This window comes from Capnocytophaga sp. G1920, from assembly GCF_051417515.1.
The window spans coordinates 306,241-330,985 of the sequence record NZ_JBPRKH010000001.1 but is presented as its reverse complement, the minus strand read 5'-3'; the positions used below and the strand labels follow the sequence as shown (position 1 = coordinate 330,985).

17 protein-coding genes and 1 other RNA gene are annotated in these 24,745 nt (G+C 39.8%); 7 read left to right on the top strand and 11 right to left on the bottom strand.

What is annotated here, in order from left to right; genetic code table 11:
* Window positions 1–21: 21 nt before the first annotated feature.
* The gene (locus ACSQ7D_RS01595; protein WP_437135131.1) at window positions 22–3,912 is read right to left on the bottom strand and encodes a hybrid sensor histidine kinase/response regulator transcription factor; all 3,891 of its coding nucleotides are present in this window, start codon (window positions 3,910–3,912) and stop codon (window positions 22–24) included.
* Between the two features lie 4 nt (window positions 3,913–3,916).
* Window positions 3,917–5,965, bottom strand: a complete 2,049-nt coding sequence (locus tag ACSQ7D_RS01590; RefSeq protein WP_437135129.1) for an HD family phosphohydrolase — start codon at window positions 5,963–5,965, stop codon at window positions 3,917–3,919.
* 452 nt (window positions 5,966–6,417) lie between these two features.
* On the opposite strand from ACSQ7D_RS01590, the gene ACSQ7D_RS01585 reads away from it, so the two are divergent.
* Window positions 6,418–7,203: an HAD family hydrolase gene (locus ACSQ7D_RS01585; protein ID WP_437135127.1), complete on the top strand. Its 786-nt coding sequence runs from the start codon at window positions 6,418–6,420 to the stop codon at window positions 7,201–7,203.
* 202 nt (window positions 7,204–7,405) lie between these two features.
* Window positions 7,406–9,649 (top strand): nitric-oxide reductase large subunit, encoded by a 2,244-nt coding sequence (locus ACSQ7D_RS01580; RefSeq protein ID WP_437135126.1) that lies wholly within the window; start codon window positions 7,406–7,408, stop codon window positions 9,647–9,649.
* A 73-nt stretch (window positions 9,650–9,722) separates the two neighbouring features.
* Here the strand turns inward: ACSQ7D_RS01580 and rnpB are convergent.
* The 9 genes from rnpB to ACSQ7D_RS01535 all read right to left on the bottom strand — a co-directional run bounded on the left by rnpB (window position 9,723) and on the right by ACSQ7D_RS01535 (window position 17,978).
* Window positions 9,723–10,028: RNase P RNA component class A (gene rnpB / locus ACSQ7D_RS01575), an RNA gene on the bottom strand.
* 11 nt (window positions 10,029–10,039) lie between these two features.
* On the bottom strand, window positions 10,040–10,882 hold the full coding sequence (locus ACSQ7D_RS01570) for a transketolase (protein ID WP_437135125.1): 843 nt from the start codon (window positions 10,880–10,882) through the stop codon (window positions 10,040–10,042).
* 82 nt (window positions 10,883–10,964) lie between these two features.
* The gene (locus ACSQ7D_RS01565) at window positions 10,965–11,705 is read right to left on the bottom strand and encodes an SDR family NAD(P)-dependent oxidoreductase (protein ID WP_437135123.1); all 741 of its coding nucleotides are present in this window, start codon (window positions 11,703–11,705) and stop codon (window positions 10,965–10,967) included.
* Complete coding sequence (locus ACSQ7D_RS01560) at window positions 11,702–12,754, bottom strand: patatin-like phospholipase family protein (protein WP_437135121.1); 1,053 nt, start codon at window positions 12,752–12,754, stop codon at window positions 11,702–11,704. Before ACSQ7D_RS01560 ends, ACSQ7D_RS01565 begins: the two co-directional genes overlap by 4 nt.
* Window positions 12,730–13,518: a phosphatidate cytidylyltransferase gene (locus ACSQ7D_RS01555; protein WP_437135119.1), complete on the bottom strand. Its 789-nt coding sequence runs from the start codon at window positions 13,516–13,518 to the stop codon at window positions 12,730–12,732. The genes ACSQ7D_RS01560 and ACSQ7D_RS01555 overlap by 25 nt, the downstream gene beginning before the upstream one ends.
* On the bottom strand, window positions 13,505–14,110 hold the full coding sequence (locus tag ACSQ7D_RS01550) for a CDP-alcohol phosphatidyltransferase family protein (RefSeq protein ID WP_034575847.1): 606 nt from the start codon (window positions 14,108–14,110) through the stop codon (window positions 13,505–13,507). Before ACSQ7D_RS01550 ends, ACSQ7D_RS01555 begins: the two co-directional genes overlap by 14 nt.
* An 81-nt stretch (window positions 14,111–14,191) precedes the next feature.
* On the bottom strand, window positions 14,192–15,547 hold the full coding sequence (locus ACSQ7D_RS01545; protein ID WP_002677119.1) for a peptidylprolyl isomerase: 1,356 nt from the start codon (window positions 15,545–15,547) through the stop codon (window positions 14,192–14,194).
* Window positions 15,548–15,658: 111 nt separating this feature from the next.
* Window positions 15,659–16,825 (bottom strand): hypothetical protein, encoded by a 1,167-nt coding sequence (locus ACSQ7D_RS01540; RefSeq protein WP_437135117.1) that lies wholly within the window; start codon window positions 16,823–16,825, stop codon window positions 15,659–15,661.
* The gene (locus tag ACSQ7D_RS01535) at window positions 16,806–17,978 is read right to left on the bottom strand and encodes an AIR synthase related protein (protein ID WP_437135116.1); all 1,173 of its coding nucleotides are present in this window, start codon (window positions 17,976–17,978) and stop codon (window positions 16,806–16,808) included. The genes ACSQ7D_RS01540 and ACSQ7D_RS01535 overlap by 20 nt, the downstream gene beginning before the upstream one ends.
* Before the next feature lie 309 nt (window positions 17,979–18,287).
* On the opposite strand from ACSQ7D_RS01535, the gene ACSQ7D_RS01530 reads away from it, so the two are divergent.
* From ACSQ7D_RS01530 to ACSQ7D_RS01510, 5 genes are all read left to right on the top strand, one after another.
* Window positions 18,288–18,416 (top strand): hypothetical protein, encoded by a 129-nt coding sequence (locus ACSQ7D_RS01530; RefSeq protein WP_437135114.1) that lies wholly within the window; start codon window positions 18,288–18,290, stop codon window positions 18,414–18,416.
* Between the two features lie 353 nt (window positions 18,417–18,769).
* Window positions 18,770–19,870 (top strand): 3-dehydroquinate synthase, encoded by a 1,101-nt coding sequence (aroB, locus tag ACSQ7D_RS01525; RefSeq protein WP_437135113.1) that lies wholly within the window; start codon window positions 18,770–18,772, stop codon window positions 19,868–19,870.
* A 231-nt stretch (window positions 19,871–20,101) separates the two neighbouring features.
* The gene (locus tag ACSQ7D_RS01520; RefSeq protein WP_437135112.1) at window positions 20,102–22,705 is read left to right on the top strand and encodes a thrombospondin type 3 repeat-containing protein; all 2,604 of its coding nucleotides are present in this window, start codon (window positions 20,102–20,104) and stop codon (window positions 22,703–22,705) included.
* Between the two features lie 22 nt (window positions 22,706–22,727).
* The gene (locus tag ACSQ7D_RS01515) at window positions 22,728–23,660 is read left to right on the top strand and encodes a PorP/SprF family type IX secretion system membrane protein (RefSeq protein ID WP_002677100.1); all 933 of its coding nucleotides are present in this window, start codon (window positions 22,728–22,730) and stop codon (window positions 23,658–23,660) included.
* A 164-nt stretch (window positions 23,661–23,824) separates the two neighbouring features.
* A complete protein-coding gene (locus ACSQ7D_RS01510) occupies window positions 23,825–24,739 on the top strand; it encodes a PorP/SprF family type IX secretion system membrane protein (protein ID WP_437135111.1) in 915 nt (304 codons plus the stop codon).
* Window positions 24,740–24,745: the final 6 nt, after the last annotated feature.

Sequence of the window (24,745 nt, the reverse complement as noted above, 5' to 3'; positions counted from 1 at the left end):
TCTCTTTTTTGTTTTTCTTTATCACTTCATACCTTCTCTATAATCACGTGGCGTTATTTTAGTAGCTTGTTTAAAAACCGTACTAAAATACTTAGAAGAGTTAAATCCTACTTCAAAAGCTATATCAGTAACTGATTTTTCTGTTTGTTTTAAGAGCTGGCAAGCTACTTCTATGCGATATTTATTGATATATTCACTGATACCAATGCCTGTAATTTGTTTCATTTTATTATACACCGAAGCACGACTCATTGCCATTGCTTCAGAAATCATTGTTACATCTAAGTCGATATTACTATAGTGCTTTTTGATGATTTCATTAAGTTTTATCATAAACACTTCGTCAGCATTGCTGATAGTAGTAAGTGCAGGTGAAGGAATCAATAGTTCTTTTTCATAACGTTGCTTGATGAGCTCTTTTTGTTTGAGCAAATTACCTATTACTGAAAGCAAAAGGTCTATATCAAAAGGTTTAGAGAGATAAGCATCGGCACCTAATTTATAGCCTATCTTTTGACTTTCGGTATCACTTTTAGCCGTGAGTAATATTACGGGAATATGACTGATTTGCAAATGCTCTTTCACCTCTTTACACAACTGATAACCATTCATTACAGGCATCATCACATCGCTGATAATAATATCGGGCTGATGCGTTTTTAATAACAACAAAGCTTCCTCACCATTTACTGCTTTTAAAACGCTTTTAAACAACGGACGAAGTTCATCATAAAGATAATTTAAAAAATCAGGATTATCATCTACTAAGAGTACAGAATACATAGAGGTATCCATAGTTACTGCTATCTTCTCTGGGGCTTCAGTTTGTTCTTCTTCACCTTCAAACTTGTGAAGAACACCCTCAGTGCTATGAGAGTAAGGTAATTCTACATAAAAAACTGTTTGCTCTTCTTCATCTTGATAAGCCCCAATAGTACCGAGATGTTTCTCTACTAATTCTTTACAATAAGCCAACCCTATACCACTACCTCGCTGGTTGTGTTTTCCTTGTTCAAAGCGAGTAAAGAGCTTATCCATATCAATATTATGCAATCCTATACCGGTATTTTCTACTTGAAAACGCACTTTTTGTTCGTTATAACTACTGCGAATGTGTATAGTAGAATACTCATTACTAAACTTTACTGCATTCATTAGTAAGTTAGAAAGGACTACCCTTATTTTGGCACTATCTAACTCTACAGGAGGTAAATTTTTATCGAGATGTAGTTCTAAACTTATATGCTTTGTTTCAAATTCTTGTTCAAAATCTTTAGCACTATCGGTGATAAGGTGATTCAAATCAGTATAGGCTTTGGTGAGTGTATTTTCTAACGAAGTATTACGGTTGTAGTCTAATACCCAATTGATAATATTCTTCATAGTAGTAGCTTGACGGAAAGCACTCTCTAACTGGGTTTTCTGTGAACGCGTGAGTTTACCACTTTCGGTATGATTAAGCAGACGTTTTAACGGTGCATAAATGAGGGTAAGAGGCGTGCGCAATTCGTGACTTACATTGGTGAGGAATTGTATTTTATCTTCATTGAGTTCCTGCTGATGCAAAGCTATTTGCCATTTGAGTTGTTGTTTTTTACGACGCAGATAACCCCACATTACACCTGCAATAATAGCCAACAAAAGCAAAGAAACTCCTACCAAAAAAGAAGTGCGCTGATACCACACAGGAAGCACTTCGAAGTTGAGCAATGGGGTATCTTTCGTCCAATAGCCATTTTTAGTCATACAAGCGACTTCTACTTGGTATTTTCCTACTGAAAGCAAAGAGATATCTAAACTATTGTCATAAGTTTCAATCACCGAAGTTTGGGCGTTATTTTTAATCTTAAAACGGAAGAGTATGCGCCTAAACATATCTTTTTCATTCAATCCTACATTTAGTTTTAAGGTTTTGAAATAAGGGGGTACCTCTTTAGGAAAGTTTTCGGCGGTGTATATTTTGCCGTTCAATTCTATATTTTGCAAAAAGAGTAAAGGAGTACTACTCTCTTCGGTGTGAATATTCTTATTTATCTTCACAAAACCACCCACTCCTCCCATATAGATGTAAGGGGAAGGCAACAACTGTACATAGCCTGTAAGCACATCGTTGTGGAGAAAGCCATCGGAATCGTCCCAAATCATTATCTTCTTATCGGGAATATGATAAGAAAACAGCACATTGGAAGCATTAATCCACAAACGCTGTTCAGTATCGAGTTGCATATAGCTAATTTGGTGGAACATATTATCGGTTCCTACGGCACTGAGCTTCTTTTGTGGTATCGCATAACTAAACAACCCATTGGAAGTAGCAATCCAAAGGGTGTGATGAGCTTTATCATTGCATACTGCACTAATAGTATACCCCTCATTAAGGGTTAGATAACGTGTTATCTTAGCTTCCGATAACTTCATTTGGTAGAGTACATTTCCTTTGGAGAGAAATAAAGTATCACCTTGTTGTGCTTTGAGTTGTAAGGCATTTTTAGGAGTAAGTCCTTCGGCAAAAGAAATTTTATTAAACTCTTTGTTTTGAAGATTATACAGATAGGTATTTTTAGCTGTAATGAGTATTTTATCTTTATCAATGTAATATACAAAGGGAGTAAAGCCTGCGTGACACTCCTGCTGGTCAGTAGCTTCATCGATGAGCAAGAAAGGAATGTAGGAACGACTCAGAATATTATATATGAAAAGACCTTTGCCATAGAGAGAGACTAACAACTCATTAGGTGAAAAGTAGGTTATAGAAGAGACCTTATCGTTATACGTATTGGTATGATGTACAAATTGTTCTGTTTTGGGGTTAAAAGCATTGATGCCTCCTCCATCGGTGCCTATCCATATGATGCCATTGGGAGCTTCGAATAAACTTATCACAGCGCGCTCACTTAACCCATTGCTACTTCCTAACGCACTATCGGTATAAGTCTTGATATAGGTTTCTTTAAAGAGAAAAACGCCATCGCGCACTGTACCTGCCCAAAGGTTATGATTAGGGTCTTCATAAAGCACTGTAATGGAATTGACTGGCAAAGAATGTATATTACCGGCACTATGCTGAATATTGTAAAAAGTGTTCTTCTCAGGACTAAAAACCGATACTCCTCCTCCATCGGTGGCTAACCATATATTGCCTTTATAAGGCTTGATATCTAAGATAATATCATTGGACAAAAGAGTATTGTGAGTATCGTAATGTGAGCGCAATTCACCGGCAAGGGTAGCACGAAAAAGCCCTTTTTGAAAAATAGAATAATACACTTCTTTGCGTTGTGCATCATAATACAAAGAACTCAGTGGGCTTGTATTTTCAATAAACAAACTCAACAGTTCTGAGGTAAGAGAATACTTATAAATACCATCGTTTTCAGTGCCTACAAGAAAGGTTGTATTATCAACAGGACATAGATAGGTAATGAGGCATTCTTTATCTTTTGTTTTAGGTTCTTTCCTCAAAGGCAAACGCCCTATATTTTTAGTTTTGTAGTTATACTGGTAGATAGCACTATATCCACCAAAGTAAACCCCTTGCTCAGTAGCACAAATGGAGAAGAGTTGTTGCTGGATTTTAGAGGTAAAAGTATCTTTATTTGGGTCGTATTGCCATACGCCTTTATCGGTTACAGCCCAAAGGTTATGCTGGGTATCTTCATAAAGATGATAGATGTAAGACTCAGTATACCTTTTGATATGATTACGGTCTACCCTATTGATACCCTGACGAGTACCTATCCACAAAATTCCCTTATGGTCACGTACAATAGCGGTAACGCCCGATTGAGAGAGACCGTGTTCAATGGAAATACGTTTAAAATAGTATTCCGTAGGATTTTGCCCGTAGATTACCCACGTAAAAAAAAGTAAGATACAAGTGCCAAGCACCGATGGTAGTTTTATTATCTTCATTGGGTTATTCAGGGTATTCGATGCGTACGTGATAGATATTGGTAAGTTTGCTTTTAAATATGCGTTTGATAGCTTCGATTTCTTTGAAAGATATATCGGAATTGGCAAACTGATTATCGTCTAACTGTTTTTTGATAATACGGTCTACAAACTCATTGAGAGCTTCGAAGGTAGGATTTTTGAGGCTCTTAGTAGCTGCTTCAACCGAATCAGCCATCATAAGAATAGCAGTTTCTTTGGAGAAAGGAATAGGACCTGGATAACGGAAATCTTCTTCCTTAGTACCTTCAGGATTTAAGTCTAAGGCTTTGCGATAGAAATAATAAGTAAGACTGCGCCCGTGATGGGTTTTAATAAAATCGATAATGCGTTTGGGCAGTTTGTTTTTATGAGCGAGTTCTACTCCATCGGCTACGTGCTTGATAATCACCTTAGCGCTTTGTTCAGGAGTAAGCTGGTCGTGAGGGTTGAGGCTTGTTTTTTGGTTTTCGGTAAAGTAAATAGGGTTTTCCATCTTACCGATGTCGTGATAGAGGGCACCTACACGCACCAAGAGGGTATTAGCCCCAATCTCGGCAGCAGCAGCTTCGGCAAGATTAGCCACTTGCATAGAGTGCTGGAAGGTGCCTGGAGCTTTTTCGGAAAGCTGACGCAAGAGCTTGGTATTCGTATCGGAGAGTTCTAAGAGAGAGACATCGGAAACTAAGCCAAAAGTACGTTCGTAGATATACGTAAAGGGTTGCGAAAAGAGAATACCAATACCATTGAGGATAAAGAGCGTAAGTAGAGAGATATCGAGTCCTTTGAGTGTTCCTTCGGTAATGGTGTGGAAAGCGATATAAATAATTAAATAGGCAGCCGTGATCAGTCCTGCTGATACAAAACTGCTCAATCGGTAGTGCATTCCCCTAGGGGTGAGAATGATAGCCATAGCAGCCACAATCTGTATGAATACAAACTGGAAGCTATTGGGCACAATAAAGCCTGTGATGAGTATGGTGCTGATATACACAAAGAGGACGGTACGCAAATCGAAAAACGACTTGAGAATGAGCACCATCATTCCTACAGGGACAATATAGATATAATCGGGAAAATACCTTGAAATGAGCCCTACGAAAAGAATCATACTGAGCATATTGAGTAAAATAACACTCAATTTAAGGTTGCTTTTATATAATTTATTTTCGTATATTTTTAAGTATAACGCCATCAGTAGCAATACCATAGCTACTAACGTGTAATAACCTAAAAGCGACCAATTATAGTTGTTCTGACTCCACGTCTGGGTTTCGTACTCCTCTTTGAGCGACAACAGGGTATTCAGTTTTTCGCCCTCTACCAATTCACCTTTGGCAATGATGAGTTTCCCTTTATTTACCCAACCGCGCGTATAGACTATCTCTTTAAGGTTTTGAGTAAGCGCTTTTTGAGTGAAATTTTGGTCGATTACGAGGTTAGGAGTAAGGATTTCAAAGAAAAGGTCGTAGTAATTTTTGTGATACTCATTATAAGGGGCGGTATCGAAATAGTTTTTAATAGCTGTTGCCAACTGTTGAAGATATAACACACGTTCGGCAGGCACCTCTACTATTTGATTGTTATGCTTGATAATGAAGATTTCAGAAGGGCTAAACGCAGGCTGATTGAGCATTACTCCATTGTGATAGCTTTCGGCTAAAAAAGCCTCAGCTTTTTTCAACAAGAGTTCCCGTTTATCGTCGGGCAGATGTTTGAAATAAGCATACTTTTTCTGTTCAAACTTTTGCTTAGCACTCACAAAGGCGGTAGTATCTTGCTTGTAATACACCGTAGATTGGTTGGTTATTTGTTGTTTTTCGGCTTTTATTTGCTCTTCTGTTTTTTTTAAGGGAAAATCAAAAGGGGCATATAGGTTTTCGTGTTGCCAAAGCTCTCCTTTGCGAAATTCGTATTTAAATTTCGCTTTTTCGGGAAATACTTGCAAGATGAGTACTAAGGCTATAGCAAAGGCTAAAACCTTGAACACAAGTGATTTTTTAATAAATGCTTTGATATTTTTGAGCGTTATCATTGTTTTTCCTTTCTCAAATGTAGATGTAAATGCAATGCAAAGATAAGAAATAATTTTTTAATACCAAAAATGCTAATAATACCAGGAAATGAGAAAATGAGGTGCGAGCCGCACAGGCAGTTAAATTAGCAAATGGGGAAAGGTTGAGAGATTCGAAAGATATCGGAGAGATTCGGAAGAATGGAGGAAGGGTTTTTGATGAAAAAAGGCTATTAGATGGGTGTGGTTAGCTTATAGAGAGCTTATAGGAAGCTTATATGAATCTTGGACGATTGGTATAGAAAGGGTGTATAAGTATTTGAAAGTGAGTGGTTAAAAGATGAGAAAAAGAGGTGGTTTTGAGGGTAATAAAACGAATTAAAACGGAAGTGAAGGGGTGGTTGAGATATATGAGAACCATATTTGAACAATATGTGTGAATAATTTTGTATATTTGCCGAAAATTAGAATGTATGATAAAACTTATTGTAACGGATATTGATGGTACTTTGGTGAATAATCAGAAAGAGGTACCTGAGAGTTTTTGGGAAGTTTTTAAGGAGATACGAACCTGTGGAATTAATTTTTGCGTGGCGAGTGGACGACAAATACAGAGTTTGCACGAGCTTTTTGCACCTATTAAAGACGAGATAGCTTTTGCTCCTGATAACGGTGCTTCGCTAATATACAAAGGGGAGACGCTTTTTGAAAACCCTTTGAACCCTAATGGTATACGCCCTATATTGGAAACTTGTGAACAGATTGGGCAGATAGGAGTAGCGCTTTGTGGAAGAGAGAATGCCTACATTAAGACGGATAGTGTTACTATTTTTGATGAAATAGCCAGACATTATCCCGCTCATACAAAGGTGATGAACTTTTCGGAAGTGAATGATGACATCTTTAAGATAACTATTTGTGATGAAGGAATTTCAAGGATTAATAGCTATCCTCTTTTGAAGAAGTATGAGAATGATTTTAATGTGGTGGTCTCAGGAGAGATATGGCTTGATATTACCCGAAGTGATGTGAATAAAGGAGTGGCGGTAAGACGTCTGCAAGAAAAATTGGGTGTCTTGCCATCGGAAACAGTGGTTTTTGGCGACCATATGAACGATGTGGAAATGATACAAACTGCTGAGATGAGTTACGCGATGAAGAATGCCCAAGAGGCTTTGAAAGCTATTGCTAATTACGTGACTGAATACGATAATAACGAGGCGGGGGTAGTGAAAACTATACAGCATTTGATAAAATAAAAGAAGAATAGCAGAAAAGAAGGAGTACAAAACTCATAAAAAAATAAGGAAGGTTACCTGTTGATTTTCAATAGGTAACCTTCTTTTTTGCAAGAAAAAATTAAAATTGGGCGCAAAAAAATAATACAAAAGATATATAAGATACAATTATCTTTTATATATTTGCACCCAGAAATTACAAAAACACTAATATATTTTATTTATGACAGCTAAGAAATTATGGATTTGGCTTGGGGCAACAGTGGCTGCTTCATTCCTTGTGCTGATTCTCTTCGGTGTAGAAATATACCGTACAGCACCTCCTTTCCCCGAAAAGATTGTAACGACCAATGGGGAAGTGCTCTATGAAGGGCAAGACATTAAAGATGGTCAGAATGTTTGGCAATCGATGGGCGGTCAGACCGTAGGTAGTATCTGGGGACACGGTGCTTATATAGCACCCGACTGGAATGCTGATTATCTACATCGCGAATCAGTATTGCTATTAGAGCTTTTTGCTCAGAAAGACGGTAAGGTGTACAAAGACCTGCCTGAAGATGAGCAAGCGAAGTACCAAGTGCAGTTGCGCAAAGAGTTGCGTACGAATACCTTTAACCAAGAAACAGGTGTGATTACCTTCTCGCCAGAGCGTGCTCAGGTGGCTAAAGAGTTGGCTGCGTATTACACCAAACTCTTTATGGACGACCCTTCGCTAAGTGAAACGCGCACTCATTACGCGATTCCGAAGAATGCTATCAAAGACCCTGTGCGTATGCAACAGATGAATGCATTCTTTACGTGGACTTCTTGGGTATGTAGCACTAATCGTCCTAATGACGATGTAACCTATACCAATAACTGGCCTTATGACCCTGTGATAGGCAATCACCCTTCGACTTCATTACAAATGTGGTCAGGATTTAGCGTACTGATGTTGCTTTTCGGGGTGGGACTCTTGGTGTATTATCACGCAAGCAACAAAGAGGAAGAAGAAAATGAGCATCTTCCTGCGGAAGACCCAATGCGCGGTATGAAACCTACACCTTCAATGAAAGCTACCCTTAAATACATTTGGATAGTATCGTTACTTATCTTGGTACAGATGGTGGCAGGGGTGATTACAGCGCACTATGGTGTAGAAGGGGGAGGTTTCTTTGGCATTCCGCTTGATATGATATTTCCACAGGCTATTTCGCGTAGCTGGCACGTACAGTTGGCTATTTTCTGGATAGCAACCTCTTGGCTGGCTACAGGGCTTTACATAGCTCCTGCGGTATCAGGACACGAGCCTAAATATCAAAAATTGGGGGTGAATATACTCTTTATCGCCCTACTGATAGTAGTGTTAGGTTCTTTGGCAGGACAATGGTTTGGCGTGATGCAAAAATTGGGCTTAGTAGAAAACTTCTATTTTGGACATCAAGGTTATGAATATCTAGAATTGGGTCGTTTTTGGCAAATACTATTGCTTGTAGGCTTATTCTTGTGGTTGTTCTTGATGGTAAGAGCTTTATTACCTGCTTTACGAAAGAAAGACGAAAACCGCCATTTGTTATTGCTTTTTGTGTTAGCCTCTATTGCTATTGCGGCTTTCTATGGAGCAGGCTTGATGTACGGTCGCCAAACACATATGGCTATTGCTGAATATTGGCGTTGGTGGGTAGTTCACCTTTGGGTAGAAGGCTTTTTTGAAGTATTTGCTACCGTAGTGGCTGCTTTCTTGTTCTCACGTATGGGCTTATTGCGCTTGAAAGTGGCGAGTGCTTCGGTATTATTCTCTACTATTGTATTCTTAGCAGGGGGTATATTGGGTACATTCCACCACTTGTATTTTAGTGCTACCCCTACGGGTGTATTAGCCTTAGGAGCTACTTTTAGTGCTTTGGAGATTGTGCCTTTGGTACTCATAGGATATGAGGCTTATCACAACTACAAGATTTCTAAATCTACTGAGTGGATAAAAGCCTACAAATGGCCTATCTATTGCTTTATTGCGATGTGTTTCTGGAACTTCCTTGGGGCAGGAATCTTTGGTTTTGCCATTAACCCGCCTATTGCCTTATACTACATTCAAGGATTAAACACTACAGCAGTTCACGGACACGCAGCCCTCTTTGGGGTATATGGTATCCTTGGTATTGGACTTATCTTGTTTGTGCTTCGCGGTTTGTATCCTGATCGTCACTGGAATAACAAGATTCTTGGTTGGGCATTCTGGTTGATAAACATCGGATTACTTGTGATGTTAGTAGGAAGCTTGCTTCCTATAGGTATTATGCAAGCAGTAGAAGCTATTCAAAACGGCTATTGGTCAGCGCGTTCTGAGGAGTTTATGCACACCGATTTGATGCAAACCATACGTTGGTTACGCATTCCAGGTGATATACTCTTAGCAATAGGTGAATTGCTATTGGTATACTTCATCATTGGACTTAAAACCGGTTGGTCATTAAGAGACAAGCGATAATTTACAAAATAAACTTGAAAAAGCCAAAGAGCTGTCCTCAAAAGAGGACAGCCCTTTGGCTTTTTGGGTATAAAAAAAGAGCAAATCATAAGCCGGATTCTGTACCTACTCTTACCGAGCAGGTGCTTATCATTTATCTCGGTTAATGATTGCTCATTAGCTCTAACCGCCTACCCTCCAACATCGGGCGAGCAACCCTCAAACGCTGGTTTACGCGACGTTGCACCTCATAGAGTTTACCTGATTTCACTATGGCATTACCCATACATTCTTTCTGTTGCACTTGTCCTCGCCTCACGACGGACGGGTGTTACCCGCTATGATGCTCTGTGGTGTCCAGACTTTCCTCTACTTTTGTAGCGATAAGCTGATTTGCTCTTTTAATCTTTATTAGTAGTCTCCTAAAGTTTCAGGATTCTGTGCTAAGCCTTTGGCTAATTGCTCGTCGTTAGGAGCTTTGCCATGCCAAGCGTGAGTGCCCATCATAAAGTCTACCCCATTACCCATTTCGGTATGGAGTAAGATACACACGGGTTTGCCTTTGCCGGTTAAAGCTTTTGCATCTGCCAATCCTTTTAAGATAGAGGCGATATCGTTACCCTTTTCAATATCGATTACTTGCCAACCAAAGGCTTCCCATTTGGCGCGAAGGTTGCCCAAAGGCATTACTTTATCCGTAGGTCCATCAATCTGTTTGTGGTTGTAATCTACAGTAGCGATGAGGTTGTCCACTCCTTTACCTCCGGCGTACATTGCCGCTTCCCATATTTGCCCTTCTTGCAGTTCACCATCGCCGTGGAGGGTATATACCAAGTGGTTATCGCCGTTGAGTTTTTTAGCCAAAGCCACCCCAATCGCTACTGAAAGCCCTTGTCCCAACGAACCCGAAGCCACGCGCACGCCTTCTAACCCTTCGTGAGGGGTAGGGTGTCCTTGTAAGCGAGAATTGAGCAAGCGGAAAGTGTTCAGTTCACTTATTGGAAAGAACCCACGTCGTGCTAATACACTGTAAAACAGTGGCGATATATGTCCGTTAGAGAGGAAGAATAAGTCCTCGTTTTTACCTTCCATAGAGAAAGGTAGTTTGATGTCCATTACCTCGTTGTAGAGGCATACAAGGAATTCAGCGCAACCCAAAGAGCCCCCTGGGTGACCTGAATTTACTTTGTGAACCATTCTGAGGATATCTCTACGCACCTGCGTAGTAAGGTCGGTAAGTTGTTGGATATTCATTGTATTTCTTCAGTTTTATATTTTTAATACCGCAAAGGTACAATTTTTAAAGACAAAAGCAACAACGAAAGGATAATAAATTTTATTTCTTCATATAATGAGCTTTCTTATACATTATCTTTGAAAGCACAAAAGAGGGCATATATGAGAGGAAGCGCATTAACCATTTCATTTGTTTTGGGAATAAAAGCAATGCTTTCTTTTCAGTAATAGCTTGTGCGATTTCTCTCACGGCTTGGGCTTCGGTTACAAGAAAAGGTTTCTTAGAGAGGTCGTTGTGGTTGAGGTCGCGTAGTTTTTGGGTATCTACATAGCCTGGAGCAATGGTAGTAATTGCGATTCCATACGGACGCAAAGCACGGCGATAAGCATCGGCTATTTGTATCACACTACGCTTGGTCTTGGTGTATAGGCTTGACTCGGGATAGTCTAAAATACCTGAAATAGAAGCGAGTAAGACTATTTGTCCGCCTGTGTGGCACATTGCTTTTCGTCCAACTTCTAAGCAGTTCACGGCTCCCATAATATTGGTTTGAAGCATTGCCACAGCCTCTTCATAGCTAATCTCATCTGCTACATCTTCAGCATAACTACCTGCACAATTGATGAGCAACGACAAAGCCCTCTCGCCTGCGAATTGCTGTATAACGTTTTGTAATTGCACTATATTGGTTACATCGGCTTGGTACTTCTCAAAACGCGATTCATCAGTGAGCTTTTGCAAATCTCTTCCACATACGCCTACGCGATTGCCTTGTAGATGATAATAGCTCGCCAATGCTAACCCTATGCCTGAGGTGCCTCCTATGATAAATATATTCATTGTTTAAAAGCGTTTATTGTAGTTTGATAACCGTAGTTCCATTGTTTTTCTATTTGTTCACGATAGTGAGCGTAGCTTTTTGGAAAGTGAATACCTACCGCACATCGCTTCCAGTTGATATACTTCTCTGAGTAAAATCGTTTTAAGACCATAGTAGCATCGCGGGTATCGATGAGCCGAGCGGGATATTGTGCTACTTCGGCTAAACGCTCGTTGCCACTAAAACCTAAAACTGCACGCACTAACGCTTCTTCAGTAGAACTATAAGGCTGTTTTTCCTCTCTTATCACTTCTTGCGAAAGAGCATTTGCTACTTCTATAGGTAGTAAATCTATTGCGCCTCCTGCAAACACATCATCTGCTATATTCACGGGAGCTACGTAGAACATATCAGAAACTGAAATGCGGGCAGCAGTGAGTATTGGTATCTCTGTTTTAAGGAGAATATTTTTAGCAACAGCCGATTGTAAATAGTTATCAGAGGAGATTTCAATGGTTTGCAGATTTATATGTCTTGCAGTTTGTGTATCGGTAAAGAGTACTTTTTGGTAAAGTTTACGAGCCCCTCTCCGTTTGCCACATTCATCAGGAGTAAAAAGCATTTTAGAACCGACAATAATAGTAGGTAGGGTAGAGGAGAAGCGCACTTTGGCGAGACTCGGTAATAGGTTAGAAAGGTCTTGTGCCATTGTTACCAAGTAGCGATGATACACATCTTCAATATAAGGAGCTTGCCTTTTGTCGTATTGTTTTTTAAGAGCTAAAAAGCCTATACCGTATAATTGACTATAAGGGGTGAGAGAAAGACTCTTGATGAAGTTATAAAATTCTTCGGATTGCAGGTAGGCTTTGCGAGCAGTATGTGTAGTAAAAGCGTTGATGATTAGAGTTGCAAAAGCACCTCCACAAGAGGCTATCAGTAGCGAAGGAGTTTTGCCTAAATCATCTAAAGCATTGTACATACCGCCATAAAGGGCAAAACGTGTACCTCCTCCTGAGAAGACTAAGGAGCGATGGAATGTTTTCACTGTACCCATAGAAAGAACCATATACTGTTAAACAAAAGGCTATCCATACGGTCTAAAAGTCCGCCGTGACCAGGAATAAGTTTGCCAGTATCCTTTACGCCTGCTTTGCGTTTGAGAAAGGAAATACATACATCACCCCAAAAGCCGAAAAAGCTAATAGCTACCCCTAAGAGTAGCCACGTGTAAAGAGACGCTTGCAAACCGAGCGTATACGCTAAACACACGCTTACGAAAGGCGTGAGTAAAATTCCTCCTACGCAACCTGCTATAGTTTTATTTGGACTCACCTCGGGCAGTATTTTCCGTTTGCCAAAGCATTTACCTGATAAGTATTGAAACACGTCGTTCAGTTCGGTGGAAACAACCAAAAAGATAAGCCATAGTAAGCCGTTAGGTACTGAAAGCAAAAAAAACAAATGTGGATAAGCAAATAGAACGATACCCAAAGAGAGGACTATATAAAGTACTTTGTTTTTGGCTACAAAGAAAGTTCCTAAAACTGAAATAATGAGCAGAACTATAGCTCCTAATAAATAAAATTGATAATGAGGAAAACAGAAAAGTAAAACGCCTTGTAGTATAGCAATAACAATAGGTAAGTAACGGGTACTGAAAGAAAAGAGCCGTCCTAACTCCTTTAAACATTGAAAACTCACCCAACATATAAAAATACGCATCGTAAGTTTATTATATACAGCCCCTGCAAAGACAGCAATAATGAATACCCAACTCCTAATGCGAAGAGGTACATCGGCAAACTTACTATGGCTATTAGTGTTGGGCATAAAGTCCTTTTTTGAGACGAATAAAGGTGCTGAGGGACAGTAAAGCAATTATAATCCCGAAGACAATCGCTGAGTAGGAAGTGATAGAAACACCCAAGAAAGCTAAAAGCCCGTAAATGCCTATTAGTAAGGCACGGTCGCTTTTGCCCATAGGTCCTTCATAGCGTCTTTCACCGCCTAACACTTTACCCATTACGCCGGCAAATTCATTGAGAACGCTGAGCACAATAAAAATAACTACTAAATAAAGGCTTTCGGGGTGATATTTCAGCAAAGGGAAGAAGATGAACACATCAGAAACCACATCACCCAATTCGTTGAGGATTTCACCTAAAGAAGTGGTTTGCTGGAACTCGCGAGCCATCATTCCGTCGAGTGCATTGAGAATCATACGCAAGAGTAAACCTATAGGTAAGGCTAAGAAGAAGTAACGACATTCAGAAGCTTGCCAAAAGAGCACTCCAATTATTAAAGAAAACAAAATAGCAACTATCGTTATTTGGTTTGCAGTTACTTTCTTACGATGCAAGAACAGCAAGATAGGGTGTAGCAACTGCTGAAATTTAGGTTTTAGTTTGTAAACGGAAATCATATACTGAACTATATAAACATTGATGAGGCAAAAGTAATAAAAAATAGTGAAAAACAAAACTTGCTTTTCACTATTTACTAATCATTTCTTAAGCCAATTGTTTTCAAACTTACAGTTCTTGTATTCTCCGTTTACTGAAATATAAGTTTTCTCGATATGTTCTTTCATCCACTTACTGATGGCTTTCAGTTGTTTTTCTTTCAGAGCTAAATCTTGTATCTTTACGTAATCCTTTACAAAGTCGGCTTGGTGTTCCTCAATACGGTTGGTGATTTGGTAAATCTTATAGGTCTTTTTGCCTGTTCTGTCTTCGTCGAGGAAAGGTACTGATACCTCATTGTCTTTAAGGTCTGAAATGCGAGCGTAAAGTGTAGGCTCTATACGGGTAAGCTCGAAACGAGTAGAAAGGTCTTCGGGGTTGATAAGCTGACCGCCATCGTTGCGGGTTTCTTTTTCATCGGAGAAATTACGTGCAGCCTCGTCGAAAGTAAGCTCTTTGTTTACAATACGGTCGCGTATTTTGGCTATCTTCTCTTTAGCTTCGTTGAGAGCTTCTTGAGGAATTTCAGGCATTAACAAGATGTGTCGTACACTTACTTCCTTACCGCGAATCTTGTCCATTTGGATAATATGCCAACCGAAACTAGACTCAAAGGGCTTAGATATTTCTCCTTCCCGCAGAGTGAAGGCTACGTCTTTAAAAGCTTTATCAAAAGCAGAGTTACGGTTGAAGGTGAGTACTTGTCCGCCAGTAGCGCGGTCTTGGGAGTAGAGAATGGCTTTGGTAGAAAAACTCATACCGTTTTCCTCTACATCTTTTTTAATATCGTTGAGTTGGTTTATTACTTTTTGTACAGAACTCTTGGGAGCTACAGGATTGACTACAATTTGAGCGATTTCTAATTCAGTACCAAAGTGCGGACGTTCATCGGCTGGAATAGCGTTGAAGAAGGTACGTACTTCCTCAGGAGTTACTTCTATATCTTTTATAATTTGTTGTTTCATACGCTGAGCGAGCATACTCACTTTTAGGAGGTTGAAAAGCTCGTCGCGCATAGATTGTTCGTCGTCTTTTTTATAGAACTCTAAAAGTTTCTTAATGTCGCCACCTAACTGAGCGGTCAAAAACTCAATACGTTGGTTCACTTGGTCACGTACTTCGCTATCGGTGAGCTTCACACTGTCTTGCACAGCTTGGTGAGCATAGAGTTTGTCCTCCATCAGTTTGCCGAGCATCTGGCAACGGTTGATTTCACGAGTGTCTACCTCTTGCTGTTGCAAATCAATATACGCCTTGTCGATATCTGATTCTAAAATCAAATAATCACCTACTACCGCTGCTACACCATCTACCTTTCTGCGCTCGTTGTTTTGGGCAAAAAAAGGAGTCGTGAACAACAATATTACAAGTACTGACCAAATTTTTGTTTTATTCATAAACTTCGTTATTAACTTTAAACGTTCTGTTATTATATCAAAAGATGTGCCTAATTGCACTAACCAATTTGCAAAAGTAGTATTTATATTGGAAAAACGAAACTTTCTACTTTATTTTATTTTAAAACTACCGATGAGCCACCCTATTGCGGGAAAGTAAAAAAGAGCAGTGAATGCCCATAACCATTCATAAAAATTACTGAAAATAGGATAGTTTACAATTACTGAAAAACCTTTGTAGGTGATGAGTACCTCGGTGCTGATAAAAGCAAAAAGAAACAGATAAACGAGCCATCGGTTTACTTTGTACACTTCTTCTAAAAACAGTAAAAGACCTATGGTTATAATCCCTAGGAAGTTAAAATGCAAGTAACTTATCAACAGGTCGATGTTTTTAAACAAATAAGGCGTAAGAACAGGGAAAGCACCTGTGAACATCATTACTACTTTGGCGATAAAGAAACTGATAAATACAGTAGCTAAAAAACTCTTAAGTTGAGTTTTTAGGTATAAACGCAATATCATCACTACCGCAATAAGCCAAATAAGTACCGAAGCTCCTCCTACGATATAGTAAATAGGATAACTAAAATAGCCTACCCAAGAGATGAAAAGCGAACCTATAATTCCGGCTTGAAACAGAATAAATACGCGCTTGATGAGCTGAGGATATTGAACGTCCCAACCGTATTTCTTTATAAAGAGTCCCATTAGGCTACTGAGCATAAAACCATTGTATTGAAAGTGCAAAAAGAAGGCAATGGCACACATATACATATCAGAGAACTTGCCGTATTTTACTATGGTTACGGGCATTAGCCATATTCCTAAACTCGATAGGATAAGATACCAAATTCCCATTTTTACAAAAGGAGAAGTGGCATACTTCATAAAAAACTTCGCAAAAAAATAGGTACAGAAGATAAACACTGATGAAAAACTGATAGAAACAGCCCCATATCCTTGAAAAGGAAAGCTACATAACATACCTAATACCGATAACTGAGTGATGTAGAACAGCCATCGGTAACGTTTGTGAAGTTGAGCGTTAAGAGGAATGAAAGTGCGCACTAAAATAGCCGAGAGCAGTACGTATACAAACCCTAAAAGTGCTAAATGCGAATGGGTATGCACGATATTTCGATAATTGAAATCGAAAGGATAGTCCACTACTTGTACCGAGCGCATAAAGATACCCAAGCACACTACTATAACGAAATAGGTAAATGCCCATCGTACATCAGTTCGTATGTTTAATTTAGTATTCAAAAGTACCATATTCGCTTTTTATAGTGAGACATTTATTATCTGATGAGGCTACCCTACCTATGATTTGCGCTTCTACATTAAATGATTTTGCAATAGTGATAATATTTTCTGCAATGGCTTCCTCTACATAAAGCTCCATACGATGCCCACAGTTGAACACTTGGTACATCTCTTTCCAATCGGTGTTAGATTCTTCTTGAATGAGTTTGAAAAGGGGAGGGGTAGGGAAAAGGTTGTCTTTGATAATATGTAAGTTATCTACAAAGTGCAATATTTTAGTTTGTGCGCCTCCACTGCAATGCACCATTCCACATATTTGGGTATTGTTGTACTTTTCTAATATCTTCTTGATGATAGGTGCATAGGTACGGGTAGGAGAGAGAACGAGTTTGCCAGCGTTTAACGGACTGCCAATTACCTTGTCGGTAAGTTGTTTCGTGCCAGCATATACGAGTTCACTGGGTACAGCGGCATCGAAACTTTCGGGGTATTTGTGTGCTAATACTTTTGCAAACACATCGTGACGCGCTGAGGTGAGTCCGTTGCTACCCATACCGCCATTGTATTCGTTTTCGTAGGTAGCTTGACCGTAGGAGGCGAGTCCTACAATCACATTGCCCGCTTTGATATTTGCGTTATCAATCACTTTACGGCGTTCTATGCGCGCTGTAACGGTAGAATCGACAATGATAGTGCGCACCAAATCACCTACATCGGCAGTTTCTCCCCCTGTAGAATGGATATGCACTCCAAAAGCAGAGAGTTCTGCAATCAGCTCTTCTGTTCCGTTGATAATAGCTGAAATGACTTCCGCAGGAATAAGGTTTTTATTGCGCCCAATGGTGGACGAAAGCATAATATTATCGACAGCTCCCACGCACAATAAATCGTCTATGTTCATTATGAGAGCATCTTGCGCAATGCCTTTCCACACGCTTAGGTCACCGGTTTCTTTCCAATACATATACGCCAAAGCCGACTTGGTACCGGCGCCATCGGCGTGCATTACAAGACAATAGTTGTCGTCGCCCGTAAGGTAATCGGGGACTATTTTACAAAAGGCTTTTGGGAATAATCCTTTATTGATATTTTTGATAGCTTTATGCACTTCGTCTTTGGCTGCCGAAACTCCGCGTTGTGCATAACGTTTGCTTACTTCCATTATAGTTTATTTTTGAGAGGCAAAGGTAAGAATAATTTATCAATTAGCAAATTTGATACAATGTGGTGCAGTGCGTTCGCATTTAAAGACCTAACCCCCGTTCCCCTCACATACTCCGCTCTCGCGGACTTTCCGAAAGTAAGGGGCAATCCTCAAAAGTGACTTTTTAATTAGAAAACATCTAATATTCTCTTATTGAGGAGTTTATTTTTGTAATTAATCAAAAAAATATAAGTTTATTATTTAAAATGCAAATGCCGTGAAATTGGAAGAGAATTATACAAAGCTTATAGGATAATTAAACAATAAGTGGCTCTACAGTGGCTCTACAGTGGCTCTACAGTGGGTCTACAGTGGGTCTACAGTGGGGCAACAATGGGTCTACAGTGGCTCTACAATGGTGCAACAGTGATGAATAAACGACCGAATGACGAATAAAACCTCCCCTTTACACATACCCAGCTTTCGCTGGCTTCCTTCCAAAGGGGGAACTAAAGCGACGTAAAGACGAAGGAATAACGAAGAAAATATCCTCTCCCCATCCCTCTCCCAAGGAGAGGGAGTGTAGTAATGGAAAAGTGAGACGAAGAAAAGACGGTGCGAGCCGCACGGGCAGATGATGAAAAGACGAAGGAATAACGAAGAATGAACGAAGAAACAATAAATCTAAGATGAATGTAAGGTGAATGGAAAGAATAAATGTGTTGTGTAAATGACGGTCTTTTGGTGCTGAAAAGGGGAATTTGTACAATTGTTATTATTTTACTACTTTTGCCAAAAATTCTGTACTGATGGAAGCAAATGTTATCAGAGCTGGAAATTACAACGTTTATTTTAATGAGGAAGGGACTGATTTTATCAATCGAATAGTTGCGGAAAAACGTCCTTCGAAGCTGTTTTTGTTGGTGGACAGTCATACCAATGAAAAATGTTTGCCTGTGTTTTTACCCACTCTCATTACTGATATTCCGATAGAAATTATAGAAATAGAAGCGGGAGAACTGCATAAAAACCTCGACACTTGTACGCAAGTGTGGCACGCACTTTCAGAATTAGGAGCCGACCGCAAGAGCTTGCTCATAAACGTAGGAGGAGGAGTGGTAACCGATTTAGGAGGCTTTGTAGCTTCTACCTATATGCGCGGAGTGCCCTTTATTAATGTACCGACGAGTTTACTTGCAATGGTAGATGCCTCGGTAGGGGGGAAGACGGGGGTGGATTTAGGTCCTTTGAAAAATCTTGTAGGAGTGATAAACAATCCGTTGGGGGTGGTGATAGACTCGCAATATTTAGGAACGTTACCTGCTGAGGAATTGCGTAGCGGAATGGCAGAGATGTTTAAGCACGGACTTATTCGTTCGGAGGCTTATTGGGACAAAATGTGTGATTTGAGAAGTCTTTCGTTAGCTGATTTAGACAGCCTTATTCACGAATCGGTGGTGATAAAGAACGAGGTGGTAATGCAAGACCCGAAAGAAAGTGGATTGAGAAAAATACTGAATTACGGTCATACGCTGGGGCACGCTATCGAGTCGTATTGCTTGGAAAACCCCAATCGCCAATGTTTGTTGCACGGTGAGGCTATTGCGATAGGAATAGTGTTGGCTACTTACCTATCGGTGAAAAAGTTAGGTTTTCCTAAGGATAAATGCGATAAGGTGAAAAGCGTGTTGGGTGAGTATTTCAGCAAACAAACTTTTCATAAAGAGGATATTGAGGATATTTGTGAGTTGATGCGTTTTGACAAGAAGAATGTAGCGGGCAGAGTACACTTTGTGCTTTTGGAGGAGATAGGCAAGCCTAAAACGGATTGTGTAGTGCCTGAGGAAGAGATTTACGAGGCGTTTAAGTACTATAGCGAGTCGCACGGGCAGATAAAAGGTAAGAGATAAGAGGTAAAAGGTAAAGCCAGTGAGGGCTCACTGCTGGGTGTGTGGAGGCGGATTAATTAGCAAATGAGGAAATGAGAAAATGAGGGAATGGGAAAATGGGGAGATGAGAAAATTTGACTAATAAAACAATAATTAATTATGACAATCTTTTTTAGGACGTGACAGTGATTTTTTTGGGTGAAAATTAAGTGAGGAAGCAAAAGAAATAAAAAGTATATAAAGAATTAAACATTGAGATATAGCAATTACAATAGTATTTTTTGGTTATTTATTTTGGTGGTGTTACAAGGGTCGGCACAGAATTATTGGCGCAAAGCAGATTTCTCGACTCAGCGCAGTGCAGCAGTAACTACTAATAACCCCAATTATCAGTATTTTACACTGAATAAAAAGGCGTTTGCACGTGCTTTGGAAACCGATAGTAGACGCAGTGAGGCTACCGTTCAGATACCTGATGCCAACGGAGCTCTCATTACTTATCGCATTGCACCTACGCAGGTTCTTTCGGAAGCAGTTGCACGCAAATATCCTTCTATTAAAACTTTTGTGGGTAAATCAGTAACCGACCCCTCTAAACATATTCGTTTTACGTGGAGCGATTATGGGCTTGATGCTATTATGGAAGAAGAGTTGAGCTATTCGTTTATAGAAGCAGAAGATAAAGAAGGCGTTTATTACAGGGTTTATTGTCGTAAGGATGTTGAAAAAGCATTCATAGACTGTAAAACATTGGATGTGCCTACTCTTTTGCAGGAAAGTAAGGCGGCTCAACGCCCTTCATTTCAGACTAAACCTATGCAACGTACTTTTCGCATTGCAATTGCTTGCACCCACGAATATACTGATTATTTCTGGGGGAAGGCTTCAGCTTTTGCCCAAATAGTCAGTACGCTAAACCGTGTAAATGAGGTCTATGGGCAACAGCTGTCGATTGTTTTCCAGTTAGTTTCGGACGATAGTATAGTATATGAGACTAAAGATACTGACCCTTTTACGGGTATTAACTACGAAAAAGAATGGTACAAAAATAAAGCTCGTGTACTGCAAGAAGTTTTGGACAACAAGATAGGTAATGCTAATTATGATATAGGGCAGTTGTTTCACAATGCCGCAGAAGGAGGTAATGCAGGTTGTATAGGGTGCGTGTGTACCAACGACCTCAAAGGACAGGGATTTTCGTCTTATCCGTTTGCTTACGTACGCAATAGAAGTGCTTTTGATATAGATGTGGTAGCTCACGAGATAGGACATCAACTGGGGGCACGGCATACTTTTTCTTATCGCAGAGAAGATGGGTCGGGGTCGCAGATGGAACCAGGGAGTGGTACTACTATTATGAGCTACGCAGGAGTTACGCGATATTATGATGTGCAACAGAATGCTGACCCTTATTTTCATCACCGCACTATTTACGACATTACAGATAACCTACAAGGCAAGTCTTGTGCTACCGAAATTTCTACGGGCAATACCCCTCCTGAGATACCCGACTTGAAAAGCTATACTATTCCGTATGGAACTGCCTATTTATTAGAAGGTACTGCTACCGATGCTGATGGCGATGCATTGCTTTATACGTGGGAAGAAAGCGACAATTATACAGAAACGGGTAATTATTATTTTTCACCTACAATACGTTCAGGAGCTACGGCACGCTCTATGAAACCCTCAGCACAATCATATCGCTATATCCCGCGTTTGGAGCGTATAGTAGCGGGTACGCTCACCCAGCAAAAACCTAAAAAAGGAGATGCTTGGGAAACAGTGCTCAACATAGGGCGTACCTTGCATTGGACTTTTATGGTTATCGACCGTCCTTTAGCAAGTAATCAAACAGGAAATACAGCTTATAAAACCATTGATGTGGTAGTGAGTGCAGATGCGGGTCCGTTTAAAGTGAGTTCGCATACCGAGCAAAGCATCTGGTATGTAGGACAAAAAGTAAGTTTGCAGTGGGATGTAGCTAACACTGATAAAGCACCTGTGAACGCCGAAAAAGTGAAAATACTCTTTTCGACTGACGGAGGAGTTACTTTTTCGCATACCTTAGCTACGGGCTTGCCCAATAACGGGAAAGCTGAAATAAGCGTGCCTGATGCTATTAAAACGCAGCAAGGAAGGTTTATGGTGAAAGCTGAAGAGAACCTATTTTTGGCGGTGAATGCAGGGAATATTACCGTAAAAGAAGATGATGATGTGGATAATGACGGTATACCTTCGCGTATGGATAACTGTCCGACTGTAGCCAACCCTGACCAAGCTGATGCTGATAATGACGGTATAGGCGACGCTTGTGATGACGATATGGACGGTGATGGAATTTTAAATGTTTTGGATAACTGCCCTACCGTGTCTAACACTACCCAACAAGACACTGACAACGATGGTATAGGAGATGCTTGCGATAACGATATAGATGGAGATGGTTTCTTAAATGACCAAGATAATTGTCCTAATGTATACAATCCAGACCAAGCTGATTTAGACGATGATGGTATAGGCGACGCTTGTGATGACGATGTAGATGGCGACGGAATCCCGAATGCACAAGACCCACAGGTGGATTATGTGCTTATCTCCAACGCTTTTACCCCTAATGGCGATGGGGTGAATGATACTTATGTAATAGCGCGTGCTGAACGATACCCTAATAACACCCTGTATATATTCAATACCTTAGGGCAATTAGTCTACTCGGCTCACGGGTATAAGAACCAATGGGACGGTAAAAAGTCTGACGGCACCTTAGTGCCACGAGGTTCGTATGTAGCTATTTTCAGTATTGACGGCAGTGAAAAGAACAAGAAACAACTTTGGATTTACATTAATTATTAAGAAGAGAAAAACACAGAATCCTATGAAAAAGATATTATTAAGTATGTTGGTAATAGGCACAAGTGCTTTGCACGCACAAGCTACAGACCCTACATACATTTTTTATCAACAACACGAAAACCTAATAAACCCAGCGGCAGTGGGAATGGAGTTTGGACACACTATTTCGGTAGATATACGCAACCAGTGGCGAGGAATGACCGAAGCCCCACAAACGCAAACCCTTTTTACTACGCATCGTTTGAGTGACCGCGTGGGGTTAGGTTTTTCATTGGCAAGCAACAAAGTATTTATACAGAAACAAGCAGGCATTTACGCTGATTTCTCGTATGCAATACCCATTTCGTACAACTCGCGATTGATAGGAGGAATTAAATTTGGCGGTGATTTCTATAATATAGACGGCAGTGATATGACGTATTATAACGGTTTATATAACCAATATTACCCTAATGGCACACGTATGCACCCTACTTATTATTACGACCCTTATTTGCAAACCATTTCAGGAAAGTTCCAGACTAACTTTGGGGCAGGGCTGTATTATGACCACCCTAACTTTTACGTAGGTTTTTCTATCCCTAATATGCTTGCTACTGATAGGGTACGAATGGATAATGACCAAATGACTTCTTTAGCCGAAACGATGTACTTCTATACCATAGCAGGCTATTATTGGCGTCTTACTCCTGATTTCACTATTAAACCGCGCTTGCAGATGCGCTTAGCCAAAGGCGAATATCCCTCGACCGATATTACAGTAGCAGGAAACTTTTTGGAACGAGCAGAATTAGGGATTACTTATCGCACAGATAAAGCTGTGAATGCTTATGTGTTATTTAATATTCCTAATTATTATGTATCTATAGGCTATGGTTTTGAGAGCTATTTTCAAACCCATATGAATTTACAGTCGCGCAACTCTCACGAGTTTTTGGTGCAATTTAAATGGTAAAGCTAAGAGGTGAAAATGAAACAAAGAGTGTTATTATAATTCAGAATTTAAGTGTTTGAGTTGTTTTTGTTTCTAATTGTTAGTTTATATTGTCTTTACTCAAATATTGGAGCTTTGTAGTTACAATTTGCTCTTATCCTTTATTAGAAGAAATTATTATCAGAATGAAAAGAAGATTACTTATCAGTGTTTTTTTGCTTATCGCAGGAGCACTACAAGCTCAATCTATAGATCCTACGTACATATTTTATCAACAACACCAAAACTTGGTGAATCCAGCTGTAGTGGGTAAGGAAAAGGGACATACTATTTCAGCAGACATTCGCAACCAATGGCGTGGAATGAATGAAGCTCCTCAAACGCAAACCTTTTTTACCACTCACAAGATAACTGACCGCGTGGGCTTAGGGCTTTCAGTAACCAATAATAAAGTATTTATTCAGAAGCAAACGGGTGTTTTTGGAGACTTTTCTTATAGAGTGCCTATAAACGAACATTCTAATATCGTAGGAGGAATTAAGTTTGGAGGAGAGTTTTTTAATATTGATATAAGCCAAATACGCACATATAATCACTTGTACAATGCGGGACAGAATGCTACGCGCTACGACCCCTATTTGCAAGATATATCAGGGAAGTTCCAATTCAACTTTGGAGCTGGAGTTTATTATGAATTGCCTGACTTTTATGTAGGGTTATCTATCCCCAATATGCTTGCTTCTGATAAAGTGGGTATGGAGAATGATGTAATGACTTCCGTTGCTGAGAATATGTTGTATTATGCAATGGCGGGCTATCATTGGCATATATCTTCTGAATTTACTCTAAAACCAAGCGTACAAATACATCTTGCTAAAAAACAAGATGCCTCAACAAACTTCACTGTAGCTACTGACTATTTAAACCGTGCTGAGGTAGGACTTACCTATCGCACTGATAAGGCTTTTAGCTCTTATGTGCTTTTCAATATCCCGAATTATTATATATCAGTGGGATATGGTTTTGAAACCTACTTTCAAACACATCTCAATTTACAATCGCGTAACTCTCACGAGTTTTTGGTACAAGTGAAGTGGTAGTGTGAG